Here is a 25,859-nt window from a genome sequence, read left to right as displayed (position 1 = left end):
TTTCTTGGTCATGGTAAACTCCGATTAATACGCTTAGTTTACCAAGTTTACCTCTACGGTTTCTTCAGCATAGCTCATTTCATCAGAAAAAATACCATCCAATCTAGTTTGCAAATCCTCTAAAGTGTAGTTATCTTCCATTTAATTATCTCACCTTACCAATATAGACGTTATTACTAATTTTGATATAAGATACCTCATTACCATCAATTATACTATTCTTAGATAGAACAGTTATCGACTTAACATCATTACCTCTAAAACCTGCTTCTATTTTGTAAATAGAATAGCCCAGTATAGCTAACGAAGGATTAGAGAAATACATATCAGTTTTAGCATACATATACCCTATTATGGCTATTAAAGCTACAAAAAGTATTTGGTATCTATAATCATCAAAATCAAACGCAACCAAAGGAATTATATAGGTAACCAAGAAGACCAAGTGTTCATAGCTATCATTGCTTACTGACTTTACACTAAACGGTGTATGGTTATTAGCTCCTAACTTACTTCTCAATTTAAACATCAGTAAAAGAGAATATATGAATAGTAGTAAATTAAATAAGCTAAATAGATAGATAGAAAATAGTTCATTCAATTTGATAGAACTACATTTTTCACCCCAACAAACTGGTACAGTCAAGAAAAACACGAATATAAAAAGCATTGATAGTGAAATTAAATACAACTCATACTTTTTCATTATTCCCTCCACCATGCTATTTTAAATCTATTGTATATAAAAACATCGTTAAAAGGCTGTAAACTTTCAGCGTCAGCGACATCAAATGTCGTATTAAGTGTACTTATATAATATTTTTGTAACAACCTGAAGATCTGAGATCCTTTATTAATTTTTAAGTTTATAAAAACTTAATTATGTTTAACTTTTAAACAATCTTTATCATATAAAAAACCCCGCATCATTTTGATACGGGGTTTCTTTTTATCTTATTAATTAGCTTGAAAGCAAAGATTAAGTCAACTGAGCAACGTTAATTTTATCCGCTTCTTCAGTGTACTCTTCCATACGATCGAAGTTCATGTACTGATACACTTCATCGCCCATGCTGTTGAGCATACCAGCGTACTGCTGATATTCATCATTGGTTGGCAGTTTACCGAGTACTGCAGCGACTGCAGCAAGCTCTGCAGACGCGAGATAAACGTTTGCGCCTTGACCGAGACGGTTCGGGAAGTTACGAGTCGACGTCGAAACGGCAGTAGATTTCGGTGCGATACGCGCTTGGTTACCCATACATAGTGAGCAGCCTGGCATCTCAGTACGAGCGCCGGCTTGTGCGTAGACGTTGTAATAACCTTCTTCCATCAACTGACGGGCATCCATCTTAGTTGGTGGTGCGATCCATAGACGAGTCTTCAGGCTACCCGCTGGGACGTCTTGTAGCAGTTTACCTGCCGCGCGGAAATGACCGATGTTGGTCATGCACGAACCAATAAATACTTCATCAATGGTATCGCCTGCGACGTCAGCCAAAGTCTTGGCATCGTCTGGATCGTTCGGGCAGCATAGGATTGGCTCTTTGATCTCGCTCATGTCGATAGTCATATCGATGGTGTATTCCGCGTCCGCGTCAGCACGCATCAGGCTTGGGTTTGCTAACCAGTCTTGCATTTGCTCGATACGGCGGCTGATGGTACGCGCGTCGCCATAACCTTCTGAGATCATCCATTTAAGCAGCGTGATGTTTGAGTTTAGGTACTCAGTTACCGACTCTTCAGATAAGGTGATAGTACAACCAGCAGCACTACGCTCAGCTGAGGCATCAGATAGCTCAAACGCTTGCTCAGCAGTTAGGTCTTCTAGACCTTCGATCTCAAGAATACGACCGTTGAACTCGTTGATTTTTCCTTTCTTATCGACCGTCAAGTAACCTTCTTTGATGGCTTGGTAAGGAATGGCATGGACGAGGTCACGCAAGGTGATACCAGGCTGACGCTCACCGACGAAGCGCACACGCACAGACTCAGGCATATCAAGTGGCATCACACCAGTCGCGGCTGCGAATGCAACTAGACCAGAACCCGCTGGGAATGAGATGCCCATTGGGAAACGCGTGTGCGAGTCACCACCAGTACCCACAGTATCTGGAAGTAGCATACGGTTCAGCCAGCTGTGAATGATACCATCGCCCGGACGTAAGCTGACGCCGCCGCGGTTCATGATAAAGTCAGGTAGCGTGTGCTGAGTCTCAACGTCGACTGGCTTTGGATAAGCAGCGGTGTGACAGAATGACTGCATGACGAGGTCTGCTTGGAAACCTAGGCACGCCAAGTCTTTTAGCTCATCACGCGTCATCGGACCTGTGGTATCCTGAGAGCCAACGGTAGTCATTTTTGGCTCACAGTACATACCTGGGCGTACGCCTGGTAGACCACACGCTTTGCCGACCATTTTTTGCGCAAGGGTAAAGCCTTTACCCGTATCGGCTGGCTCTTCTGGCTTGGCGAATACGTCTGAATGACCCAGACCCATGTACTCACGAGCACGGTTAGTGAGACCACGACCAACGATCAATGGAATACGGCCACCAGCACGCACTTCGTCAAGTAGCGTTGGCGAGTTTAGTTTGAACTCTGAGATGATCTCGTCTGAGTCATGCTTAGTGATTTTGCCGTCATGTGGGTAGATGTCAAACACATCGCCCATGTTTAGGTTATCGACAGCTACTTTTTCGATTGGCAAGGCGCCAGAATCTTCCATCGTATTAAAGAAGATAGGAGCGATATTGTTACCCAGTACCAGACCGCCGCCGCGTTTGTTTGGTACGTTTGGAATATCTTCGCCCATCAGCCATAGCACTGAGTTGGTCGCAGACTTACGGCTAGAGCCAGTACCGACGACGTCACCAACGTACGCTAGCGGATGGCCTTTTTCTTTTAGCTCATCAATAAGGTTCATTGGACCGCGCACGCCCTCTTCGTCAGCAGTAATGCCGTCACGAGAGTTTTTGTGCATGGCAAGCGAGTGCAGTGGAATATCAGGACGGCTCCACGCGTCTTGCGCAGGAGATAAGTCATCAGTGTTGGTTTCGCCTGTGACTTTAAACGTCGTGTAAGTCGATTTCTTTGGTACCTCGTCACGGTTCAAAAACCACTCAGCGTCAGCCCAAGACTGAATCACTTCTTTTGCGATGTCGTTACCGGCTTCGGCTTTTTCAGTCACGTCATTGAACGCGTCAAATACGAGCAAAGTTTTCTTAAGTGCTTCTGCCGCATCTTGAGCAACTTCTTCATCATCCAATGCTGCCACTAATGGCTGTACGTTGTAGCCGCCTTGCATGGTGCCTAGAATTTCAACCGCTTTTTTCTTATCGATAAGTGGTGAGCTCGCCTCACCTTTAACGATAGCGGCCAAAAATGCAGCTTTTACATAAGCGGCTTGGTCAACGCCAGCTGGAATACGGTTTTCTAGCAGGTTCATTAAGAACGATTCTTCGCCCGCTGGTGGGTTTTTTAGTAGCTCAACCAACTGGGCTACCTGTTTTTCATTTAGTGGAAGCGGTACAGTTCCTAGCTCAGCACGTTCTTCGACATGTTTACGATAAGCTTCTAACACAATAATTGTCCTCGTAGTTGGGCTAGTACATTGCGTGAGTAGTCAGAATGACTGCCTGCGTCGATGCACTATAGGAAATAATTAAGGGAATGTGGTCATTGAAATATTTGTGCTGCAATGATAGCTTAAAACGCTCAAAAAGTTAATGGCTTAGGCTGCAAAAGGCGTAGAATCAAGCCATATTCAATATTTATTATAAAAATAGTAGTAGCTACTAGAGTAAATATTAGACATATAAGTTCAATGCATTGGAAAACTAACGATTCAATATTAACTCATGGTTCGATATTAAACTCATGATTCTATATTAAATAGCATCATGACATTAAATAATATCAAGACCGACTCGGCGAACGGTTCCGATTCAATTTTAAAAGTTAAGGATAGTAAAATGAGCAATAACAATGAGCACTCAAACTATAAAAAAGGGTTAAAAGTGCGCACTGAGGTCATGGGCGAGGCTCACGTTAAGCGCTCACTCGATGCCGCCACAGCCTTTACTCAGCCCTTGCAAGATTGGATCATTGAGCACGCTTGGGGCACCACTTGGCAAGACGATAGCGTCTTACCGCGTAAGTATCGCTCCTTGGTTACCTTAGGATTTTTGATTGCGCAAAAGAGCCCGAATGAGCTAAAAGGTCATATCAGAGGCGCGATTAACAATGGCGCAAGCATTAAGGAGATTCGCGAGGTACTCATGCACAGCCTGCCTTACTGCGGCGCGCCTGCTACCCAAGAGGCTTTTCGCGCGGCTATCGAAGTATTTAATGAAATGGGTATAGATATTGATAACTTAAACAAAAAGCCATAGCACAAAGGGTTGAATAATAAACCCTGAGCGCAATATCTGCTATAATAAAGACACCTATAAAGCATGCTGATAATTCCATAAACCCTTATACTATAAAGGGTTAAGAGATCATTGATTATGACTACTGCCGTACAAACCCATGTTCCTGCGCCAAGAGTAAAACCCAAAAAAGCCATTCAAGGTGAAAAGCTGCGCGGCTACGATAAAGTCGCGCGCATCCCGATTAAAGTAATCCCGACAGTCGAAGCGAAGCAAAAGCCGGATTGGATTCGAGTAAAAATGTCCTCACCTGCTGAGGTGGCGCGTATCAAAGCCAAACTACGCGAACAAAAGCTCTATACTGTTTGTGAAGAAGCCGCTTGCCCGAATCTTGCGCAGTGCTTTGGTGACGGCACCGCCACCTTTATGATTATGGGCGACATCTGTACGCGTCGTTGCCCGTTTTGTGATGTCGGTCATGGTCGCCCAAACGAGCTTGATAAGGATGAGCCGCGTCATACCGCCGAGACTATTCAAGGTCTTGAGCTCAAATATGCAGTGATTACCTCAGTCGATCGCGACGATTTAAAAGATGGCGGCGCGCAGCATTTTGTTGAAGTGCTCAACGAATCACGGGCGCTAAGCCCAAACTGCCTGATCGAAATCTTAGTGCCTGATTTCCGTGGCCGTATGGATATTGCCTTAGACTTACTCACCGAAACAGCTCCTGATGTCTTTAACCATAATATCGAGACGGTTCCGCGCCTGTATAAAGCCTTCCGTCCAGGTTCTGATTATCAGCACTCGCTCGATCTGCTCAAGCTTTATAAAGAGCGTCGCCCTGATATCGCGACCAAATGCGGCTTTATGGTTGGCCTCGGCGAGACCGAAGAAGAGGTATATGCGCTACTTGATGATCTCAAAGCGCATGATGTCGATATGATTACGGTGGGTCAATACTTGCAGCCGAGTAAAAATCACGCCCCTGTCGATCGCTATGTGCATCCGGACGAGTTTCAGCGCTATATGGACTACGGCAAAAAGATTGGCTTCTTTAGCATTTGGGCCGGTCCCATGGTACGCTCAAGCTACTTTGCCGATCGTCAGTATTACGGTGAAGATTGCCCTGCGCCGATTCGTAGTAAAAAGGCGCTTGAGGCGGAAGGTAAGCTTGGCTGTTAAGAATGGATTGATAACAAAAAATGGAGACCCTGCTTGGGTCTCTTTTTTTATGCTAATGATTAGCATAAGTCCTTAGCAACTCTACTTAAAGCCACTACACTGCCGGATACAGAAAATGCTATATTTTGTCTAATGAATTTCATAGATACATACCGCTAATTTTATAAAAAAGGACTACCTTATGAGTGACGACTTCACCCCGCAAGAAGGCTCTTGCTCCTGCTATAGCAATACTTATACCATCAACCATACTCCTATGGCTCGCTTTATTTGTCACTGCACGATTTGTCAGGACTATACCGGTAAAGCCTATAATGATGTGACGGTTTTACTAAAATCAGACCTTAGCGAATTAGAGATTGATAAAACCCGCTTTCGTAGTTGGAAAATGCCGCCTAATATCAGCCGCGGACTGTGTAAGCGTTGTCATAAGCCTAGTATAGAGACGGCGGTAGGCGGCAATCTGGTATTAATCCCTACTGATAATTATCCTGATAAAGCGTCCTTGCCAGAGCCTACTATGCACCTATTTTATAATCGCCGTATCAGAGACGTGGATGATAACTTGCCTAAATACGAAGGCTTTGTACAAAGTCAAAGCATGGTGGTTAAGGAGTTGGCTCAAGGGCTGTATAAAAGAGTTACCAAACGCTAATGGTTATCGTCAACCGCTCGGTTTAGTATTTTAAGCGCTATTTTATCTTAAAAGACAAGCGTTACTGATAATTACAATGACTCGTTTTTAACTCCTCCATCTGGGACTGATATGATTTCAACCTTAGTAGAAGACACCGCTCATTTATCCGCTGACATTGCCATTATCGGCGGTAGCGGCTTATATCAGATGCAAGCGCTAAGCAATAAGCGTCAGGTAAAAATCTCAACGCCTTATGGTAAGCCATCTGATGACATTGTCATGGGTGAGCTAAATGGCGTAACTGTCGCTTTTTTGACCCGCCACGGTCAAGGGCACAGATTTAGCCCGTCAGAAGTTCCCTACCGCGCTAATATTTATGCGCTAAAAACTTTGGGCGTACGCTATGTCATTTCAGTCTCAGCGGTAGGCTCACTACGAGAGCATCTCAAACCTTTAGATATGGTCATTCCAGATCAGATGATCGATATGACCAAACAGCGAGCCAGTACCTTTTTTAGTGAGGGAGCGGTGGCGCATGTAGCAATGGCCGATCCTTTATGTGCGGCGCTTGGTGGGGTGTTAAAGCGCGCTTATAGTCAGGCAAATATTAGCGAAGGCCAATGTCATAGTACCGCGACTTACCTCTGTATCGAAGGGCCGCAATTTTCTACTCGCGCTGAGTCCAATTGGTATCGACAGATGAATGCTGACATCATTGGCATGACCAATATGCCAGAGGCTAAGCTTGCACGTGAAGCGAGCATGGCGTATGCTACGCTTGCGCTAGTGACAGATTTTGATTCATGGCATCCAAGTGAGGAAGATGTCAGCGCTGATTATGCGATTCAAAACCTTATGAAAAACGCCGATAACGCGCAGCAAGTGGTCAAACAAGCCGTGGCTTTACTTGCCAGCGAGCAGCCTGACTCTATTGCTCATACCGCGCTAGCGCAAGCGTTAGTCACCCCTATTGAGGCGATGAGTGAAGAAACGAAGACCAAGCTTAATGCATTATTGCCCAAGTAATATCGACCTCTATCACAAAAAAAAGCCATCAAATAGTTGATGGCTTTTGCATTTGTCATAATCGTAAATTAATAATCCTTAAGCTCATAACCATCAAGCCATCCTGCAGGCAGATATTGTAAATCCTCTGGCTCATCGATATCAGGTAGAGGTTGTAGCGAAGCTAATGACCAATTTAGATCTTTAATACGCTGCTTAGTCACTGCTGCCACATCACTGACGCTCCACGTCATATTGGTAAATAGGTGCGCGTTTATTTGCCTAAAGCCAAGCAGTACGTAACCGCCATCAAAAGCAGGAATCATGACGCTATTTAAGTTGTCTAACTGCTGCGCGGCATCTTGAATCACTGCCGCCGTCAAACTGGGACAATCGCTTCCTATTAACAACACCTTTTTAAACTTTGACAAAGCTTGCGTACTAGCCGTGTACATACGCTCTCCTAAATCACCATCGGCTTGTGCTGACCATGTCAATGACTCTGGTAGATTCAGCGTTTGCCAGCAAGGAGTATTAGGAGGGGGACTGACACATAATTCAACGCTAAAGCCCGTTGCTAACGCTTGCTCTACGCTATGTAGTAATAGCTGCTTTGCCATTTTTGCTGCACCATCACTGCCAAGCGCAGGTTGCAAGCGGGTTTTTGCCATGCCTTTAGCAGGGAATTTAGCGAATAGGATAATGCAGGTATTTTGTTCTTGAGTCATATTAAGAGTTTTCTATATTTAATCCACTATACAACAAACCCAGTGTTAGCATAGCTGTATTATTCTGATTTAGGCTTATCTATATTACTTATAATAACGCGCTTTAATGTTGTCCGCCGAGACGCCGCGCCAATAATCAAAACGCAGCTGCCACATCAGCAGTATCGTGCGGCAAGTGCCATGCTGCTCCCAGCGCCTCGCCGAGGTAATGACTTTAGTCTTTAGACAAGCAGGTTTAGACTTTGCTTTAAGCTGCTTGCATAGTTCAACATCTTCCATCAGCGCTTGCTGAGGATAGCCGCCAACTTGCTCAAAAAGCTTACGGGTAATAAAAATCGCTTGATCACCAGTTGCAATACTCATTAATCGTGAGCGTAAGTTTATCATTTGGCTGACCACCCAAAGCATCGGCTGACGACTATTTAACCTGACATCAAAACGCCCCCACTCTGATTTTTGTATAGCCATTTGGATAACAGAAATAGCTTGAGTTGGCAGCTCAGTATCAGCGTGTAAAAATAGTAGTATGTCGCTTGTTGCTAAGGACGCGCCTTTGTTCATCTGCCGCGCACGACCTGCTTGTGACTTAACCACTTGCCAATTAATAGCTGACTGATTACTGTTATTTAAATCTGCAATAAACTTTTGTGCCCATTCGAAGGAATCATCGTTTGAACCGCCATCAACAAAGATAATTTGCGGCGGTGATGGGTTTAGCCCAGCGATATGAGTAAACAAATGAGGCAGATTATTTGCCTCATTGAGTATAGGAACGATAATAGAAACCGTGGACATGCTATCTCACTACTTCTTGTTCAAATTCCAATTATAATTGGTATAACTGATCTTAGTCTTGCCGCTTTTTAAGTCAGCAATTTGTGATTTATTAAGACCGAGCGGTGAGCTATAACGCGCCAAAAACCCTTCTAAATCTCTGGTGCCGCGCCAATTACTCTCAAAGTCCTCTTTATACCACTTAAATATTGGCGAGATCTCAAGCGTGCTGCCCTTGAGACGGTTACGACTACTATCGGCGAGGAAATTGCGGGTGACTTGCTCTAATTGTTTATCGAGTTTACTGCCTGTGTAAGCATCATCCAACAATGCAGGACAACCAATGCTAGCACAGTTCACCGCAAAGTGAATACGCGGCTCATTATAGCGCCCAGAACCGCGAATCAGGTTGTGCTCGATATCATCAAGCGAGCGCTTTTTACCCAGTACGTTGACAAAGTCTTGTTTCCAAGGCGAGCTAAATATACCGCCGATATCCTTAATCGACTTTATATTAGGGTACTTAGTCAGCACTAAATCCACAGTACCCGCATTATAGACGTTGATTAAAAACGCCAATTGCTCATCTTTGCTCCAGCGGTTAAACTCAGACCGACTGACCGTAGCCGTCGCTGCCAAATAGCCATCAAGCTTGCTTTGGTCCGCTTTCATGCCGTTGTAATTAACGACAGATGCTTTGCCCCCGTTGGTCATAGTGACGTTTTTGTTTAGTAAGCTATCCCAAGTACTGTGGTTAAAATCAGCATAGGCAGCGCTTGATAGCATAAGGCTTGCGGCAATAAGGGCTTTGGTCGTTAAAGCTTTAGAAAATGGAGTTTTAGTTATAAGCATGAGATGAGCTCCGTTAATGCTGATAAGTTTTTTAAATCAAGGTGCTTAGAACTAGCTCTAAGCCACACTTACTTTTTCGTCTTCTAAAGCGCCGCCGCAGCTACTACCTTGCCCTGCTGTGCAGCCGTAACAATGGTCACCGATAGCGATATCGTCACCAGTAGGATTTTGGGTGAGCAGATCGCGCAAATGCTGGCGCGATTTATTGGGTACAGGCATCTCAAGCTGTTGATTAAAGTCACAATCGAACAGCTCGCCGAGCCAATTAACACTAATGGTCGAGCGGCACATCACCTCTTTAAGATTCCCCGCATCATAGTTATCTTTGAGCAAATCCATATAAGGATGGAACTCGTTCTTAGCCAATAGTACCGCACCAAAACGTTGAATCGGCATATTGGTCAACGCAAAAAGCTGATTAAACTCTATATTAAAGTGCTCTTTTAATTCACGTTTATAGTCCGCCTCTAGCATCTGCTGATTGGGTGGTAAGGTCGCGCCTTGTGGGTTATATACTAGATTTAAAGTCAGACCTGTATCTGCACGTCCATAACCCAAAGCATTAAGCTTATGTAGCCCTAAAATACTGTCGTCAAACGCGCCTTTGCCGCGCTGCTTATCGACGTTCTCAAGTGAATAACAAGGCAGTGAGGCGACCACTTCGACGCCATTATCCGCTAAGAACTGCGCCGTATCCTCAAAACCTTCTTCCATCAAGATCGTCAAATTACAGCGATCAATGACTTTAACGCCAAGTTTACGAGCCTCGACGACTAAGTATTTAAAATCGTCATGCATCTCGGGTGCGCCGCCGGTCAAATCAAGTGTATCGATATTTTGCGCTTGCAGTACTTTTAAAATCAGCTCAACCAACTCGCGCGACATCATCTCAGTACGATAAGGGCTTGCTGCCACATGACAATGCACGCAGGACATATTGCACAGGTAACCTAGATTGACTTGCAGCGTGGTTAATTTACGGCGCTTAATAGCAGGAAAATCCGTATGTTCAAGCAATTCAATAGTGGATTTCATAGCGTATGACCTTTGGATGATAATGGTTTTAATCTTTGATATTTACTGAGTATACAAGCAGAATATAGGAAAACTTTAAAGATGAATAGCTTTTTTGAGTGTTAACTCATTTATTATTACACTGTTTAATTATTCTATTGTGACGCGCAGTGGTAGCCAGTGTAACTAAATAATCAATAGTGCTAAGCTATTGTTTTATAAATTAATATCTTTAATGCGGTTCGTGCAGCCTCTACTTATTTTGCGTTGACAAAACGCTTGTCGATATAGCGCTTAAGATACCAAATCCAGCATCCCTGCGCGCTGAAATTGCCCCAACTGCCGATTGCGTACTTGTCACCGCAAGCGAGCAAATACAAAGTGCGGTTTTTGGGTCGATAGCTTTTTAACTTATCTCCTACTAAATAAGCCAGTAAGTTATCCGCTTCCACTTTGCCGCCAAATACTGCATGCACCCCAGAATGTGCCATCTCTCGATCCACGCGTGACGCCACATCGCCTACGGCAAAGACATTATCATGCGAAGTGCTTTGCTGCTTATCATTGACCGCAATAAAGCCCTTATCTACCGTTTCAAGGTTAGTCTGCGCGGCCCACGCCGAACCCATCACCCCAGTAGCCGCAATAGTCGCATCGGCCGCTAGCGTTTGCTTAGAGGTCGCTAATTTACCACCAGCTAAACCTTTGGCGCGCTCGTAGATAATCTCAATATTACGGCGCTGTAATTGCTTGATGACGCGAGAGCGAAAGCCTGCATCAAAGCCTGATAGCAGCTGCTCACCGCAAACCAAATAAGCTTGATGACTAGGATTAATTTGCTGCAAAGCAAACTGCGCGGCCATCACCAGCTCCGTTGCTGCAGCGCCTGCTCCGACTACTGCAACTTTATAATCACTCACTTGCTCAGCTTGCTTAAGGATCTGCTGCCACTGCTCGACGAAATTGAATATGGGCCTTACGGGAATTACGGTATTCTTTAGATTTTTATCTGCCAAATCTTTATCTATTAAGTCTTCATTAACTAGGCCGTCTGTATTAAGCCAAGTCATATCAGTATCTGCGCCTGTATTGAGCGACAGCAGCTCGTAATCAAAACGTTCGTCTTTAGCGTTTTTAGCGTCTTTAGCGTTTTTGACAGTAATAACCGTTTGAGTATCCGCATCGACAGCTATGATAGGTCGCTGTATTAGCGTCACGCCAGCACGTCTGCACAGCGCAGCGATATCGATACTGATCTCACTACGCTTATAATGAGAAGCCATCCAGCCCGGCAACATACCAGAATAAATCGTCTGCGGATGCTCAGTAATCACGCTTACTTCTACCTCCTGAAGATTATCTAAACGCTTACGGGCAAGCCTACGTAGCAAACCTATATGAGCGTGCCCTGCTCCAGCGAGCAGTAGTTTTTTGATAGGGCGCTGTTTTTTAGGGAATAGCTTTTTCATAACTTAGGCTTTTATGGATGATTAGAAAATATCGCTAAGATTAAAACATAAGTTAATATAATTTTAAGTCAGTCTATTGTAGGATGGATAAAATGTTTGGCCATTAATAAGGCCAAACGATATATGATCGCGCTAAGGCCAATGCAAGCGCGCAATAGGCCGTAATATTATAAACAGGCTGTATATTAACTATTCAACTTATCAAGGACCCTTATATGAATACTGCTATGAGCAATACTGAGCAAATTACTTCATCGAATACCAGCCATTATTTGCATCATACTTTCTTTACGCCAAAAGACAGCTCGGTAGATATAACCGCCACCCTACTAATCGTTCATGGCATGGCGGAGCACAGTGGTCGTTATAGCGATTTTGCGCAGTTCTTAGCAGATCACGGTATCGCTGTTGCCACTTATGATCAGCTCGGTCATGGTAAAACGGTCAAGTCAGAGAGTGAGTTTGGCTTCTTTGGTGAAGAGCACCCAGTGCAGTCGTTGCTAAAAGATGTGATTATCATGGCCGATAGCCTAAAAGCGAAGCATCCGGACGTGCCGCACTTTATTATGGGGCATTCAATGGGCTCGTTTATTGTGCGTACGGTGATGAAGCATCATGCGCACAGTTTTGCTGGTGCGATCTTGATGGGTAGCGCTGATACTGATCCTTTAGCCAAGGTTATTTTACCTATCAATAAAGCGCTCGCCAAAATCGCTCCCAAAAAGCCAAATGCCGTGTTTGCTAACATCATGAATAAAATCTTTAATAGTAAGCTGAATAATCGTATTTCTTCTTCACAGTTTGCTTGGCTCACCGAAAACCAAGCCAGTATCGAAGCGTATGAAGCCGATCCTCTAACCGGTTTTGACTTTACTAATAATGGTTACTTAACGCTATTTAACTTAATGGAATCCGGTCTAAACAAAAACTGGGCCGCGACTATTAATAAAGACTTTCCGATGCTGTTTATCAGCGGACAAAATGACCCCGTGGGTAATATGAGCAAAGGCATACGTAAAGTAGTCAACCGCTTAAATGAGCAAAGCTTTAGTGAGGTGGAGGTCAAGCTATATCCGCATATGCGTCACGAGCCACTACACGAACTTGAAAAACAGAGGGTTTATCAAGACATCTTGGACTGGATAAATAGTCATATCAACACTGTATAGCAGCCACTACTCTCAAGCTATAGAGTCACTATGCAATCGAGCGAATCTGTCTGAAGTGTCATTGCCAAATTGAGCTGACTAAAAGCCTGTGATTTGCTAAAACCTATAAAATTGGCGACAATACCAGCAGCAAGTGATAGCTCTGTCTTTATCGTACTTTGAATATTAACTTTTAGGAATTTTTATGTCATTACAACAAACCATCGAACAAGCTTTTGAAAATCGTAACGAGTACAGCCCAGCCAATATGCCACAAGATGTTCGTGAAGCTATCGAGCAAGTGCTTGAGCAATTAGACAATGGCAGCTTGCGCGTTGCGGAAAAAAAGGACGGCGAATGGGTCGTTAATCAGTGGGCGAAAAAGGCCGTCCTACTCTCGTTCCGTCTTAATGACAATTATGTGCAAGCTGCCGGCGAGCATGTGCAGTTCTATGACAAAGTACCGACCAAATTTGCTGATTGGAGTGAGGCGCAGTTTAAAGAAGCAGGCGTACGCGTCGTGCCACCAGCAGTCGCTCGTAAAGGCTCTTATGTCGCAGCAGGCGCGGTACTGATGCCATCATACGTCAACATTGGCGCTTATGTTGATCAAGGCGCGATGGTCGATACGTGGGCGACCGTTGGCTCTTGCGCGCAAATCGGTAAAAACGTCCATCTATCAGGCGGCGTCGGTATCGGCGGTGTGCTTGAGCCGCTACAAGCCAACCCGACTATTATCGAAGACAACTGCTTCATTGGTGCGCGCTCTGAGATCGTCGAAGGCGTTATCGTTGAGGAAGGCGCAGTCATCTCTATGGGCGTCTATATCGGTCAATCTACACGCATTTATGACCGCGAAACGGGCGAGATTCATCGCGGTCGTGTCCCTGCAGGTTCAGTCGTCGTTCCAGGCAGCTTACCTTCTGAAGACGGTACGTACAGTCTATACGCTGCTATCATCGTCAAAAAAGTCGATGCGCAAACGCGTGCAAAAACAGCGGTTAATGAGCTGCTACGCTTAGACTAATCTGCTCGCGTATACGTTGATTTTTGTACCAAACCGTTTTTAGGGCGTGTCCTCAATTCAATCGATAGCCATCTAAATGGGCTAAAAATGGCTAAATCTGGCCAAACGGTGTCAAATAGCTGACTAATATCTCGATATTACTTGCGATATCTTCCTTGTTTGACTGCGATTTATCTCATTTTTATCACCATTTTTAAAATGAGGACACGCCCTAGTAAAATAACTTTATATACAGATGCTGGAGCATGGCTTCAGCATCTTTTTTTATATTTTAATTTTTTATGTATTAGCCGCAGCGTAATATCATTGGTTACGTTATAATTCACCGTGATTTTTTGCGCTATCCTCGCATAAAGCGGCCGCAGCTACGCCCTGACTTTTTGCACAAGCTTATCGCCTCGGCGTTATCATAAACAGCTAAATAGCTGTATCAAGGGCACAAGAAAAACGGTATAAATCGCTCACACGACACGGAAATAAGCATAAGGGCACAAAGATGATCAAGCTAATACTACTGGGCTTATTGGCAGGGGCGTTTTTTAGCTCGACATTTATTTTAAATGAGATGATGAGCGCGGCAGGCGGCCACTGGTTTTGGTCGGCGAGTCTGCGCTATGTCTTTATGTGGCTGATAATCACCGGCATCATCTTGTTTCAGCAAGGGATGGGGCGCCTCAAAGCTTTGACAGCGGTCTTTTGTCAGCACTGGGTTTTTTGGTGCCTCACAGGCAGTATTGGCTTTGGGCTGTTTTATGCAGGTATCTGCTATGCCGCCGATCATGTGGCAGGCTGGGTGGTCGCGGCGACCTTTATGTTTACCGTCGTTACCAGCTTATTGGTGCTGATGGTCTTTGGCCAGCGTTTTGATAAAAAATTCATCCTTTATGCCCTTTTGGTGTTTGTTGGCGTGGTGATGGTCAATGTCAGTGAGGGCTTGCACGCCGCTGCACTTGCCGACACTGATATTGCCCATGCCGTCCCTATAGCACAGATGCTGCTCTATGGCGCACTGCCCGCCCTTATTGCCGCCTTTAGCTATCCGATTGGCAATCAGTTGGTCTGGCAAGTCACTCATAACTCCCGCACGCCAGCGTTACCTGCCGACTTGGCAGATCAGTCGCACGCCGTATCTGGCATTGCCGACACCCTTGACGAGCCACTCACCTCTGAAGCTTATGATCTGCCGCCTACTTTATATGACACTAATACCATCAGCACCGCTCTAAATGCTCTGCCTGCCGCCGCACCTGCGCCGTCACTACTGCAAACTCTGATCCATCGTATCCCCTCGATTGAGACTACCTTACTACACAATGCCTTTAACAAAGTTTGGCTAATGACTCTGGGGAGTTTGCCATTTTGGCTACTTTTGGGCATGATAGTGCGACCCGAGCTGGCCGATAGCACACAAATGTTCAATACATTGCTGGTGGCTTTGTTGGCCGGGGTGGCGGCTACTACTATATTTTTGTACGCGCGCGGTCAGGCGATGACCTCAAGCGAAGTGGCTGGCGTCGATGCCACCCAAGCCAGTGAGGTGATTTTTGCCCTTATCGGTGGGATATTATTACTGGGTAACTCGGTACCTTCAGCGATGGGTTTGCTCGGTATTGGTTTGATCATTATCGGGCTGATATTTTTTGCTAAAGACGGTTAAACACAAAGCAAGCTTTTATTTATTATTGAATATAATTAACTATCTACCATAAAGAGCCGTCAGCATGGAAAAACATAACAATGGTTAATGACTTGATTTTTCCTGATATTTTATTGTATCTGCTAGATATGGTTGGGGTGATTGCTTGCGCTATCGCCGGCACCTTGCTGGCTCAGCATAAAGGCTTTGATATCGCCGGTTGTATCTTAGTCTCTATGGTGAATGCGATTGGCGGCGGAACTTTGCGCGATATGGCTTTGGATCGCCACCCGCTATTTTGGATGACCGATCTCAATTATGTCATCGTCATCACCGCAACCTCCCTTACCCTACAAGTGTTTTTTCATCTGTATCATAAAATCGACAATGCGCTGAGGTTCTTTGATGCAATAGGGCTTGCCGCCTTTAGCGTCATTGGCTTTAAGGTCGCTCTTCATCAAGATATGTCGCCTCTGATTGCCATTATGATGGGCGTTTGGACGGCTATTATTGGCGGCTTACTACGCGATATTATCTGCAATGAGATACCGCTTGTGCTGCAAAGAGAGATCTATATCACCGCGAGTATCGCAGGTTCCGTGACTTATCTATTGCTCGACTATTTAGGCCTAAACCCTGGGCTTAACGAGTTTATTATGCTCGGTGTTATCTTTGCCGTACGTATGTTAGCAGTAAAGTTTGACTGGCATCTGCCTTCCATTCGTCTCGTTGATTGATACTAATAACCACTTAGCCGCGCTTATGTTAAACATTGCTTTAGATACAACCTTAATCACTACTTTTAACCCGCGTTCGTTATTATATTTATTCGATATGATAGGTATCGTTGCGTGCAGTGTTTCTGGAACGATTTTGGCCAAGCACAAAAACTTCGATGTATTTGGCTGTTTATTGGTCTCAATTGTCACAGCGATTGGCGGTGGTACCGTGCGAGATGTGATCTTAGATAGGCATCCACTATTTTGGATGATGGATATGAGCTATCTGACAGTCATTACCATAGCTTCTATAACGACGCAGATATTTTTTCATCCCAACTCAAGGCGGGTTGATAAGTTTTTAAAACTCACTGATACCATTGGGCTATCAGCTTTTACGCTAATCGGTATCAAAGTTGCCGATAGCATGGGCGCTAATGTGCCCGTAGCCTTGCTATTAGGTGTTATTACGATCATTGTCGGTGGCATCATTCGCGATATGATCTGTAATGAGATTCCGCTGGTACTACAACAAGAGATCTATATCAGTGCCGCTTTAGCTGGCGGTATTTTGTACTTCGCTTTGTACAATTTGGGGGTAGCAGTTTGGGTTGCAGATATCTGTACTATGAGTGCTATCTTTAGCATCCGTATGTTGGCTATTCGCTACGATTGGCAGTTCCCATCCTTAGAATGGCGGCGTTAGACTCTTAGTTTACTAAAGCCAAATCTTTGACCATCAGCTGTAAGCTGCGTTTACCATTCCATTCATTGACATCGAGCTCAAAGAGGATATGTACCTTTTCGGCGCGGTAATCCCAGACATCGGTATCAAAATTAAAATAAATAGCATCGATAGGATACTGCACACCAGGATAGCGTAAGGAGAGTTTGAGATGCTTGTCTTTGAGTATCTTGAAGCTTAATACTTCAAAGACGCCATCGAATATTGGCGCGGCAAAGCCATGTCCCCAGATACTCGCGTCGGCCAACTCATCAGCGAACCATAAGCTAAAGTCGCTTGCTTGCAGCTCACCATCGGTGAATTTTTGCTCAGCGAAAACCTCTTGATCCAGCTCCGCCAATACCTCATCAAAAGCGGCGACAAACTCATCAAAATTGCGACGTTTAATCGTCAAGCCAGCGGCCATCGCATGACCACCAAAGTGGGTAATAAGCTCGGGGTTTTGCTCAGCGACTTGCTCAATAGCGTCGCGAATATGCACCCCAGCGATGGAGCGCGCCGAGCCTTTAATTGCGTCGTCGTCTCCCGTACGTTCGGTATCTGCAGGAGCAAAGACAATACTGGGCCGATAGTGACTTTCTTTTAGGCGGCCTGCGACGATACCGATGACGCCTTGATGCCAGTCGTCCTGATAGAGCACTAAGCTGCGCTTGGTAGCAGTGGCTGGCCCAGCACCTACGGTTGGTTTTGTTTTGACTGTAGGGGCGATAATAGTATCATCGCTGCCTTCTAGATCAGTCTCTAGAGTATTGTCAGCTGCGCTATCATTCTCTAAATCCTTAATAATTTGATCAGCCTGCGCCCGCATCTCGCCCTCGACTTGTCGGCGACTGCGATTAAGTCGCTCAAGATCATGTGCTAAGCGCTGGGCTGTCCCCCAGTCATCGGTCAATAAGCACTCAATACCGATGCGCATATTGTCCATACGTCCCGCTGCATTGATCCGTGGCCCCAATACAAAGCCAAAGTCCTGCGCATGCAGCTGCTTAGGGTCACGTCCTGCTTGCTCAAGCAAGGCTAAAATACCGATGCAGCAGCGCCCTTGGCGAATGGCATTTAGCCCATGATGGACAAGGATACGGTTATTTTTATCGAGTACGCCGACATCAGCAATAGTGCCGAGCGCTACTAAGTCTAGATATTGACTGACTTGCACCGCCGGTTTACCCGCTTCACGTCTAAGCTTTGCAAGCCTGCCTAAGACATAAAACGCGACACCGACTCCTACCAAAGCCTTACTATCAAAGCTGCAGTCTAGCTGATTAGGGTTAACCACTGCTTCAGCCGGCGGCGTCGCTTTGGTCGTTAGATGATGATCGGTAATGATAACGGTGATACCGTCCGCTTGCGCGCGGGCAACACCCTCATGACTTGAGATACCATTATCAACGGTAACAATCAAATCAGGCTGATAAGTCTCAATGCCTAATTCGACAATCTCAGGCGTTAGACCATAGCCGTACTTAAAGCGATCGGGCACTAAGAAATCGACTTGCGCGCCCATCTGAGTTAACGCACGCATCATCAGCGCCGTACTCGTTGCACCGTCACAGTCAAAGTCGCCGACGATTAAAATGCGCTTGCCCTCGTCGATAGCTGCATCTAATAAGCGCACTGCTTGTGTGACGCCATGCAAGTCTTCAGCAGGCAGCAAACCTGAAAGCTGAGTCTCAAGCTCTTCAGGCTGCATGATACCTCGGCCGGCATATAACCGAGCCAGGGTGAAAGACTGAGCAGCGAGCGCTTGCAGCGCGATGGGTAGCTCGTCGATACGAGCACCAGTAAAGCGGGGAGTTAAATTTAGCATAGCGGTATTCTACTGGCTTTAGTAGAGGGTCACAATATTAATTTTTATCTTACGACCACTTATCGTTTGAATAATCTGCTGCATAGCTGTTAGAGAAAAACTTATGATAGCAGTTACAAAAACCGTGCATTTTTGCGCTACTTTTCTGCAATTTGCTACAAAGCTATGATTGTACAGTGCAGATATTTCCTTAAACTATAAATTAACTTTTTTGTTTCCACTTTTAACTATTCACCCTATTATAAGGATAATTTATGAAAACGACGCCAAAAGCTGAAAAACTTCCTAACACTATTGATCCCAACTTAGACCTCGAACAAGTCAGAAAAGAGTGCTTAAAATTAGTCAAAAAACGTGCGAAGTTTTCAGCCGGTGTAGCGGTTGTGCCTGTACCGTTTTTTGATGTTGCTGTTGATGCAGGTATGCTCACTCAGCTCATCCCTGAGATTAGTGAGCGTTTTGGCCTCATCGAAGACCGCAAATCAGCCATTGATCTAGAGTCGCGTGAGGTACACTGGAGCGCTATCAGAGATCGGACCGTTGACTTCGCAGGTTTAATGGCCACTCGCGGTATCGTCAAAAAGACCGTTCAAGGCTTCGGCGGCCGTATCGCAGCAAAACAAGTGACGAAGTTTGTACCATTAGGCGGGCAACTCGTTGCAGCGACTATGGGCTACACTATCTTCAAAAAAATTGCCTCTGATCATGTTGAGGATTGCTACAAACTTGCCAAAGAGATTCAGCAAAAACAAAGCAGCAAAAACGTCTAAACCATCAGTTAAATCATTAATGACTAGATACTTGCAACCATATCGCCAGTTAAGCGTCGCTTAGCTGGTTTTTTATATCTCATGTATAAAGCTTGCCACTATTAATTAAAAACCAGTCGTGCTATTTTGCCTATTACAAATTCAGCTTAAAGGACTAAATAATGAAAAAACTTGTACTCTCCACTACTATGCTAGCGGCTCTTGCTCTAACAGGCTGCGCTTCTACTGGCGCTACTAGCAATTCAGGCGATGCTATCGGTACCGCCAATGAGATCGGTATGAATGTCTTCAAAGCCGCTATTGATAACCAATGCCGTAGCCAAATCGAAAACCAAAATGCGTGGCGTATTGCTAGTGCGGCGATGAGTGATGAGCAAGAAGAAGCGGTTAAATCTCGGGTATGTGGCTGCGTCAGTGAGCAAGCACCGCAGCAAGTGACTCTCGTTGAATTAGGTAATGCGGCAATAGATCCAAGCTATCGTACGCAACTGGTCACTCGAGTCGTCGCAAAATCGCTACAAAGCTGCTATGGCAGTATCGTCGGCTAAGCGGTTACAAACCGCGTCATTGTGCAAATAAACTAGATGACTTAGGGTATCAAGGCGCTGCGCCTTTTGTTCATGGTATTGCCAGCGGTGACCCTCTATATGATAAAGTAATATTATGGACACGCATCACCAATGACGGTAGCATCAATGCCACTAGCATCCCTGTTGGCTATGTCGTTGCGACTGATCCAGAGCTACAAAACGTCATAGCTAGAGGTAAAAGCCGAACCACTGCTGAGACTGACTTTACAGTAAAAGTGGATCCTAAACTGCCTGAGCCTAATACCACTTACTACTATCAGTTTGAGGCTTTAGGCTACGCTTCTCCTGTCGGCCGCACCCGCACTATCCCTAATGCTGATCTGCCAGCAAGCGAAGTTGATCGCGTACGCTTGGCAATAGTGTCTTGCTCTAATTATGGCTATGGTTATTTTAACGGTTATGCCGATATCGCTAAGCAAGCGGATATCTCGGCAGTCCTGCATTTGGGCGATTACATTTACGAGTATCCAGAAGGTTTTTATCGCGACAACGATTTGAAAGACGAGCGACCAATTTTCCCTGAGAATGAAATTATAAGCTTAGAAGATTATCGCCTGCGTTACGCTTGTTATCGTACTGACATTGACCTACAAGAGTGTCATCGTCAGCATCCGTTTATCGCAGTTTGGGATGATCACGAAATCGCCGATAACTCATGGAAAGGCGGTGCCAGATTCCATTTTCCTAGTAAAGGCAGCTATATAGAGCGCAAGATGTCAGCGGTGCGCGCGTATCATGAGTGGATGCCGATTCGCGATGATGATAGCAATGAGCTAGATAGTCAACTGCGTATTTATAGACGTTTTGAGTTTGGTAAGCTGTTTGACTTAAATATGTTAGACACTCGTATCTTTGGCCGTGAGAAGCTTGACGCCTCTGCTAGCAATGAGCCTGAGCGTCAACTGCTCGGACTTGAGCAAGAAAACTGGCTCTATCTAAACCTAATGGATGGTAAAAATCGCGGCGCAGCTTGGCAAGTGCTAGGTCAGCAAGTAATTTTAGCGCCATTTATGGGAGCGTCTGCAACCAACTCTGGTGATATTTGGAACGGCTATGCTAGTGCTCGTAATCGTTTATTAGACTTTATTGAAGATAACAATATTGACAATACCGTCGTACTCACTGGCGACTATCATGCCTCATTTGCCTTTGATGTGGCCAAAAACCCTTTTGAGCCTAGCAGCTATAATCCAGGCACTGGAGAAGGCTCGCTGGCGGTAGAGTTCGTCTGTCCGGCTTTAACGTCATTAGCTTTACCTGAGGATAACTCCGGCCCAGAAGCCAATCCGCACCAAAAATTTAATAATCAAGTTGATCATGGCTACATGCTTCTTGATATCACTGAGCAAGCCTTTGGCTGTGAATGGTACTATACCGATACCTTAAAAGAGCGCAACGATAGCACTCGCTTTGCCAAAGGCTTAGTCACGCAAACATCAACGAATCATTTGGTAGATAGCTCACAAGCTCGAGCTATTATGGACTCACCCGCTCTGGCCTCCAAAGACAAAGCTGTCGCAGTAAAAAAGGTTTGATTCGAGTGTATTAAAACCAAGCGACGATCAAGTCACAATAAAAGAGGTGCGCTAAACAATTAGTGCACCTCTTTTTTGTAGACTCTATAGAAACTCTCTAGACAACGCTACTCTAAAACCTTCAAGCGCTTAGAGCTTATCGGCATCAGTAATAACCGTATCAGGACCTACAGCTGCCGCCATCGGTAGTACTTTACTACGGCGGAAATACTTAGAATGCGTATTTATGATCTCATTAACACTATCGATGAGATCTTCAATCACGTCGTCATAAAGACCGTGATGCAGCTCAGTCTCAAAATCAGTAAAGGGATGCTTACGCGCCGCCGCTCTGACATCAGTAATGCCTTGTTTGCTATAAAACACATTGACACTACCGTCACTATTTAGCACACAAATCAGCTCTCCCTCATCAATCATCATATCGAAACGCTGCGGCGTAAAAATATAATCATCGACGTCGAGTAACTCTTTTTCGATTCCTTTTTTAAATAACGCTTTGACGTCCATTATGGTTATACTCCTAGAATAATTTATTGAAAATCTTATTTTTTAGCTAAAGTCTGTATAAGCCGGAGCTTCAGCTACCTTTATCAAACGATACTTTATCAATTTATTCTATAAAATGAACTCGCTATTTTTAAGGTAAAAAATGTAAAACTGCGTTTATAGTTAGTAAGAATAGCCGCTCTTCGTTATATCGAAATATCGGGTTTTCAACTTCGCATACTTCTAAATCAAATGCGCCTTGAGCTCTAGCACTTTATCGCGTGTCTTAGCAGCATCCTCAAACTTGAGGTCACGCGAGAACTGCTTCATTAGCTTCTCAAGACGGTTGATCTCTTTAGCCAGCAGATCAGGGCTTCTGAGTATACTGATATCGACATCCGGCAGATTGCTCTTAACTGGAATCGCTTGATTGTCGTTAGCATCAAGCTCTTCACCGGTATCGATTTTATCAGTGACACTACGGCGCGCACCTTTTGGCGTGATGTTATGCTCCACATTAAAGGCGATTTGCTTTTCGCGGCGGCGATCGGTCTCCTCTATCGCCTTTTCCATACTTGGCGTCATACTATCGGCGTAAAGAATCGCTTTACCGTTTAGGTGGCGAGCAGCGCGGCCAATGGTCTGAATAAGGGAGCGCTCAGAGCGCAAAAAGCCTTCTTTATCGGCATCAAATATCGCCACCAATGACACTTCTGGCATATCGAGCCCTTCACGCAGCAGGTTAATGCCGACGAGTACATCATGGACACCCGTACGCAGCTCATGAATGATTTGCATACGCTCAACGGTATCGATGTCGGAGTGCAAATAGGCCACCTTAATATCGTATTCTTTGAGATAGCTGGTGAGATCCTCCGCCATGCGTTTGGTCAAAGTGGTAATCAATACGCGCTCATCCAGCTCGCGGCGTTTGGTAATCTCTGAGAGCACATCATCGACCTGCGTGAGCACGGGACGAATCTCAATCTCAGGATCAATCAAGCCTGTTGGTCGCACCACTTGCTCGACGACTTGCTCGCTGTGCTCAAGCTCGTATTGCGCCGGGGTCGCACTAACATAAATGGTCTTGGGCTTGATGCGCTCCCACTCTTCAAACTTCATCGGCCGATTATTCATCGCGCTTGGCAGACGAAAGCCGTAATTCACCAAGTTCTCTTTACGCGACCTATCACCTTTATACATCGCGCCGACCTGCGAGACAGTCACATGCGACTCGTCGATAAACAGCAGCGCATCTTCTGGAATATAATCAAACAACGTTGGCGGCGCCTCACCCCAAGGACGACCAGATAGATGCTGCGAGTAGTTCTCAATACCATTACAGTAGCCGAGCTGCTGAATCATCTCTAGATCATACTGCGTGCGCTCTTTGAGGCGCTGCGCTTCAATCAGTTTATTATTATCACGAAAGTACTCAAGACGCGGTTCAAGCTCAGCACGAATGGTCTCGCTGGCGGCCTCAAGGCGATTACGCGGTGTCACATAATGCGACTTGGGATAAATGGTAATCCGTGGCACACTGCGCACGGTTTTGCCTGTCAAAGGATCGAACCAAGTGATTTTTTCGACCTCGTCATCAAACAGGTGAATACGAATCGCCAGCTGCTCAGACTCCGCAGGATAGATGTCAAGTAGCTCCCCGCGCAAGCGATACGTACCACGGCCAAAATCCAGCTCGTTACGCGTATACTGCATCTCAACCAAACGCTTAATCGTCGCGGTGCGATCTATCTTATCGCCGACGACGACGTGCAAGAGCATTTTGAGATAACTCTCCGGATCGCCCAGACCGTAAATACAAGAGACGGATGCGACGATAATAGCATCCCGGCGCTCAAGCAATGCCCGCGTTGCCGACAGACGCATCTGATCAATATGATCATTAATGGCGCTGTCTTTTTCGATAAAGGTATCACTTGCCGCGACATAAGCTTCGGGCTGATAATAGTCATAATAGCTGACAAAATACTCAACAGCGTTATTCGGGAAAAAGGCTTTAAACTCGCCATATAACTGCGCCGCCAAAGTTTTATTATGCGCCATGATAATCGTTGGGCGCTGGCACTCACTAATCACCTTAGCCATGGTATAAGTCTTACCCGAACCCGTCACGCCAAGCAGCAGCTGCTCATCCATATCAGCATTGATACCTTTAACGAGCTTTTCAATCGCCTGCGGTTGATCGCCTGCAGGCTCAAAGTCGGTGACCATCTCAAAGGCGCGGCTCGATATTTGCGTCCCTGACGCATTGACACCACTGATCTCAGCTTCGCCTTGTAGCTGAGTGGCTAATTGATTTAACTGGCGCGACGAGCGCGGTTCGGGCATACGCATATTAGCTTTCTTCTTTTTTAAGTTTACAATTATGTGGGGGCTTTATACCTGTTTTTAAAGGTTATTTGCTGGCCTTGATGCTAGTAATTTGGTGTTAATTACAGACCATAATCACTGACTATCAAAGCTGATATTCAGCTATCAGTTATGAGTGAGTATTGATAAGAAGCTCATTAAGATACTTTGTTAAATCAAAGGCTGCTGCCCCGCTTAGGTAATCAAAGATTATCTATAAGGCTTTTTTAGGCTGTTATATTTACAAAGCTTTTCATGCTTAACAAAGCCATTACATGACCACCTAATAAAGCCTAACGCTCATGGGTTCCATACCTTTAATAAGCTGTTATTATTAGTATCGAAAGTTGATAAGAAAACGCTGACTAAGAGCTTTAAACTAAGAGTCTAAAAATTTAGTCGGTTATTAGATAACAATTAAATATAATCAAAAATGGAGTAATCTATGAGAGAACGTTATGCAAGTGGTATAAATGATGATACTGCCAAAAAAATGGTTGAGCTGTTAAACTCTAATCTAGCCAACTTGATTGATTTGAGTATGGATAGCAAGCAGTGCCATTGGAACTTACAAGGTACTGGATTTATCGGGGTGCATCAGTTATTAGATGAAACTTATGAGCGTCTGACAGAAGCTTTTGATACTGTCGCTGAACGTATTGTCATTTTGGGCGGCAAAGCAAATGGCATCTCTAAGCGTGTCGTTGAAGATTCTATTTTAGAAACTTACCCAACTGACATTACTGAAGTTGAGCAGCATGTTCGTGAGCTGACCAATCGTTATAAGACTATTGCAGCTTCACTACGTGAAGGTATCGATACAGCTGGTGATGCAGGCGACGAAGATACTGCGGATTTATTAACCGAAGTTAGCCGTACTATCGATAAAGATGCTTGGTTCATCGGTGCTAATGCGCCTAAAAAATAGTATTTCTATCACTGTTATTTGCTAAGTTATAGAATACAAAAAAAATCGCCTAGATGGCGGT

Annotated in this window: 23 protein-coding genes; 13 read left to right on the top strand and 10 right to left on the bottom strand. The window is 44.9% G+C overall.

What is annotated here, in order from left to right; all coding sequences use genetic code 11:
* Positions 1–145 precede the first annotated feature (145 nt).
* Both kwaA and acnB read right to left on the bottom strand, forming a co-directional pair.
* Positions 146–706 carry an anti-phage protein KwaA gene (kwaA, locus tag AAEY83_RS09655; RefSeq protein ID WP_198013354.1) on the bottom strand — a complete coding sequence of 187 codons (561 nt, stop codon included), beginning with the start codon at positions 704–706 and terminating at the stop codon, positions 146–148.
* Between the two features lie 273 nt (positions 707–979).
* The gene (gene acnB / locus AAEY83_RS09650; protein WP_025646364.1) at positions 980–3,583 is read right to left on the bottom strand and encodes a bifunctional aconitate hydratase 2/2-methylisocitrate dehydratase; all 2,604 of its coding nucleotides are present in this window, start codon (positions 3,581–3,583) and stop codon (positions 980–982) included.
* 391 nt (positions 3,584–3,974) lie between these two features.
* On the opposite strand from acnB, the gene AAEY83_RS09645 reads away from it, so the two are divergent.
* The 4 genes from AAEY83_RS09645 to mtnP all read left to right on the top strand — a co-directional run bounded on the left by AAEY83_RS09645 (position 3,975) and on the right by mtnP (position 7,218).
* A complete protein-coding gene (locus tag AAEY83_RS09645; RefSeq protein WP_025646365.1) occupies positions 3,975–4,394 on the top strand; it encodes a carboxymuconolactone decarboxylase family protein in 420 nt (139 codons plus the stop codon).
* 117 nt (positions 4,395–4,511) lie between these two features.
* Positions 4,512–5,555 (top strand): lipoyl synthase, encoded by a 1,044-nt coding sequence (gene lipA / locus AAEY83_RS09640; protein ID WP_025646366.1) that lies wholly within the window; start codon positions 4,512–4,514, stop codon positions 5,553–5,555.
* 181 nt (positions 5,556–5,736) lie between these two features.
* A complete protein-coding gene (locus AAEY83_RS09635) occupies positions 5,737–6,210 on the top strand; it encodes a GFA family protein (protein WP_025646367.1) in 474 nt (157 codons plus the stop codon).
* Between the two features lie 111 nt (positions 6,211–6,321).
* Positions 6,322–7,218, top strand: a complete 897-nt coding sequence (gene mtnP / locus AAEY83_RS09630; RefSeq protein WP_025646369.1) for an S-methyl-5'-thioadenosine phosphorylase — start codon at positions 6,322–6,324, stop codon at positions 7,216–7,218.
* Between the two features lie 68 nt (positions 7,219–7,286).
* Here mtnP and AAEY83_RS09625 read toward each other — a convergent pair whose 3' ends face one another.
* From AAEY83_RS09625 to AAEY83_RS09605, 5 genes are all read right to left on the bottom strand, one after another.
* Entirely contained in the window at positions 7,287–7,925 is a 639-nt protein-coding gene (locus AAEY83_RS09625) for a TIGR04282 family arsenosugar biosynthesis glycosyltransferase (RefSeq protein WP_025646370.1), read from the bottom strand.
* An 84-nt stretch (positions 7,926–8,009) separates the two neighbouring features.
* On the bottom strand, positions 8,010–8,720 hold the full coding sequence (locus AAEY83_RS09620; protein ID WP_025646371.1) for a TIGR04283 family arsenosugar biosynthesis glycosyltransferase: 711 nt from the start codon (positions 8,718–8,720) through the stop codon (positions 8,010–8,012).
* Positions 8,721–8,729: 9 nt separating this feature from the next.
* Complete coding sequence (locus tag AAEY83_RS09615; RefSeq protein WP_025646372.1) at positions 8,730–9,551, bottom strand: DUF547 domain-containing protein; 822 nt, start codon at positions 9,549–9,551, stop codon at positions 8,730–8,732.
* Positions 9,552–9,608: 57 nt separating this feature from the next.
* A complete protein-coding gene (gene arsS / locus AAEY83_RS09610; protein ID WP_025646373.1) occupies positions 9,609–10,586 on the bottom strand; it encodes an arsenosugar biosynthesis radical SAM (seleno)protein ArsS in 978 nt (325 codons plus the stop codon).
* A gap of 236 nt (positions 10,587–10,822) precedes the next feature.
* Positions 10,823–12,034 (bottom strand): FAD-dependent oxidoreductase, encoded by a 1,212-nt coding sequence (locus tag AAEY83_RS09605; protein ID WP_025646374.1) that lies wholly within the window; start codon positions 12,032–12,034, stop codon positions 10,823–10,825.
* 227 nt (positions 12,035–12,261) lie between these two features.
* On the opposite strand from AAEY83_RS09605, the gene AAEY83_RS09600 reads away from it, so the two are divergent.
* The 5 genes from AAEY83_RS09600 to AAEY83_RS09580 all read left to right on the top strand — a co-directional run bounded on the left by AAEY83_RS09600 (position 12,262) and on the right by AAEY83_RS09580 (position 17,270).
* Positions 12,262–13,203 (top strand): alpha/beta fold hydrolase, encoded by a 942-nt coding sequence (locus tag AAEY83_RS09600; protein WP_025646375.1) that lies wholly within the window; start codon positions 12,262–12,264, stop codon positions 13,201–13,203.
* Between the two features lie 184 nt (positions 13,204–13,387).
* A complete protein-coding gene (gene dapD / locus AAEY83_RS09595; protein WP_025646376.1) occupies positions 13,388–14,209 on the top strand; it encodes a 2,3,4,5-tetrahydropyridine-2,6-dicarboxylate N-succinyltransferase in 822 nt (273 codons plus the stop codon).
* A 496-nt stretch (positions 14,210–14,705) separates the two neighbouring features.
* A complete protein-coding gene (locus AAEY83_RS09590; protein ID WP_025646377.1) occupies positions 14,706–15,866 on the top strand; it encodes a multidrug resistance efflux transporter family protein in 1,161 nt (386 codons plus the stop codon).
* A gap of 80 nt (positions 15,867–15,946) precedes the next feature.
* On the top strand, positions 15,947–16,582 hold the full coding sequence (locus AAEY83_RS09585) for a trimeric intracellular cation channel family protein (RefSeq protein WP_025646378.1): 636 nt from the start codon (positions 15,947–15,949) through the stop codon (positions 16,580–16,582).
* 25 nt (positions 16,583–16,607) lie between these two features.
* A complete protein-coding gene (locus AAEY83_RS09580) occupies positions 16,608–17,270 on the top strand; it encodes a trimeric intracellular cation channel family protein (RefSeq protein WP_025646379.1) in 663 nt (220 codons plus the stop codon).
* Positions 17,271–17,274: 4 nt separating this feature from the next.
* Here AAEY83_RS09580 and recJ read toward each other — a convergent pair whose 3' ends face one another.
* On the bottom strand, positions 17,275–19,116 hold the full coding sequence (gene recJ, locus AAEY83_RS09575; protein WP_025646380.1) for a single-stranded-DNA-specific exonuclease RecJ: 1,842 nt from the start codon (positions 19,114–19,116) through the stop codon (positions 17,275–17,277).
* Positions 19,117–19,370: 254 nt separating this feature from the next.
* On the opposite strand from recJ, the gene AAEY83_RS09570 reads away from it, so the two are divergent.
* From AAEY83_RS09570 to AAEY83_RS09560, 3 genes are all read left to right on the top strand, one after another.
* Positions 19,371–19,886 (top strand): hypothetical protein, encoded by a 516-nt coding sequence (locus tag AAEY83_RS09570; protein ID WP_025646381.1) that lies wholly within the window; start codon positions 19,371–19,373, stop codon positions 19,884–19,886.
* A gap of 161 nt (positions 19,887–20,047) precedes the next feature.
* Entirely contained in the window at positions 20,048–20,434 is a 387-nt protein-coding gene (locus tag AAEY83_RS09565; protein ID WP_025646382.1) for a hypothetical protein, read from the top strand.
* Positions 20,398–22,011, top strand: coding sequence for an alkaline phosphatase D family protein (locus AAEY83_RS09560; RefSeq protein ID WP_313781152.1), 1,614 nt, complete (start codon positions 20,398–20,400; stop codon positions 22,009–22,011). The genes AAEY83_RS09565 and AAEY83_RS09560 overlap by 37 nt, the downstream gene beginning before the upstream one ends.
* 129 nt (positions 22,012–22,140) lie before the next feature.
* On the opposite strand, the gene AAEY83_RS09555 is transcribed toward AAEY83_RS09560, so the two are convergent.
* Both AAEY83_RS09555 and uvrB read right to left on the bottom strand, forming a co-directional pair.
* Positions 22,141–22,521 carry a hypothetical protein gene (locus tag AAEY83_RS09555; RefSeq protein ID WP_313781148.1) on the bottom strand — a complete coding sequence of 127 codons (381 nt, stop codon included), beginning with the start codon at positions 22,519–22,521 and terminating at the stop codon, positions 22,141–22,143.
* Between the two features lie 222 nt (positions 22,522–22,743).
* On the bottom strand, positions 22,744–24,855 hold the full coding sequence (gene uvrB, locus AAEY83_RS09550) for an excinuclease ABC subunit UvrB (protein ID WP_025646385.1): 2,112 nt from the start codon (positions 24,853–24,855) through the stop codon (positions 22,744–22,746).
* Positions 24,856–25,315: 460 nt separating this feature from the next.
* Between uvrB and dps the strand changes: the two genes are divergently transcribed.
* Complete coding sequence (gene dps, locus AAEY83_RS09545; protein ID WP_025646386.1) at positions 25,316–25,798, top strand: DNA starvation/stationary phase protection protein Dps; 483 nt, start codon at positions 25,316–25,318, stop codon at positions 25,796–25,798.
* Positions 25,799–25,859 lie beyond the last annotated feature (61 nt).

Source organism: Psychrobacter sp. TB20-MNA-CIBAN-0197, from assembly GCF_040309765.1.
In the GTDB taxonomy this organism is placed as follows: domain Bacteria; phylum Pseudomonadota; class Gammaproteobacteria; order Pseudomonadales; family Moraxellaceae; genus Psychrobacter; species Psychrobacter submarinus.
The sequence above is the reverse complement of the archived record's forward strand: the minus strand, read 5'-3'. Positions and strand labels throughout refer to the sequence as shown.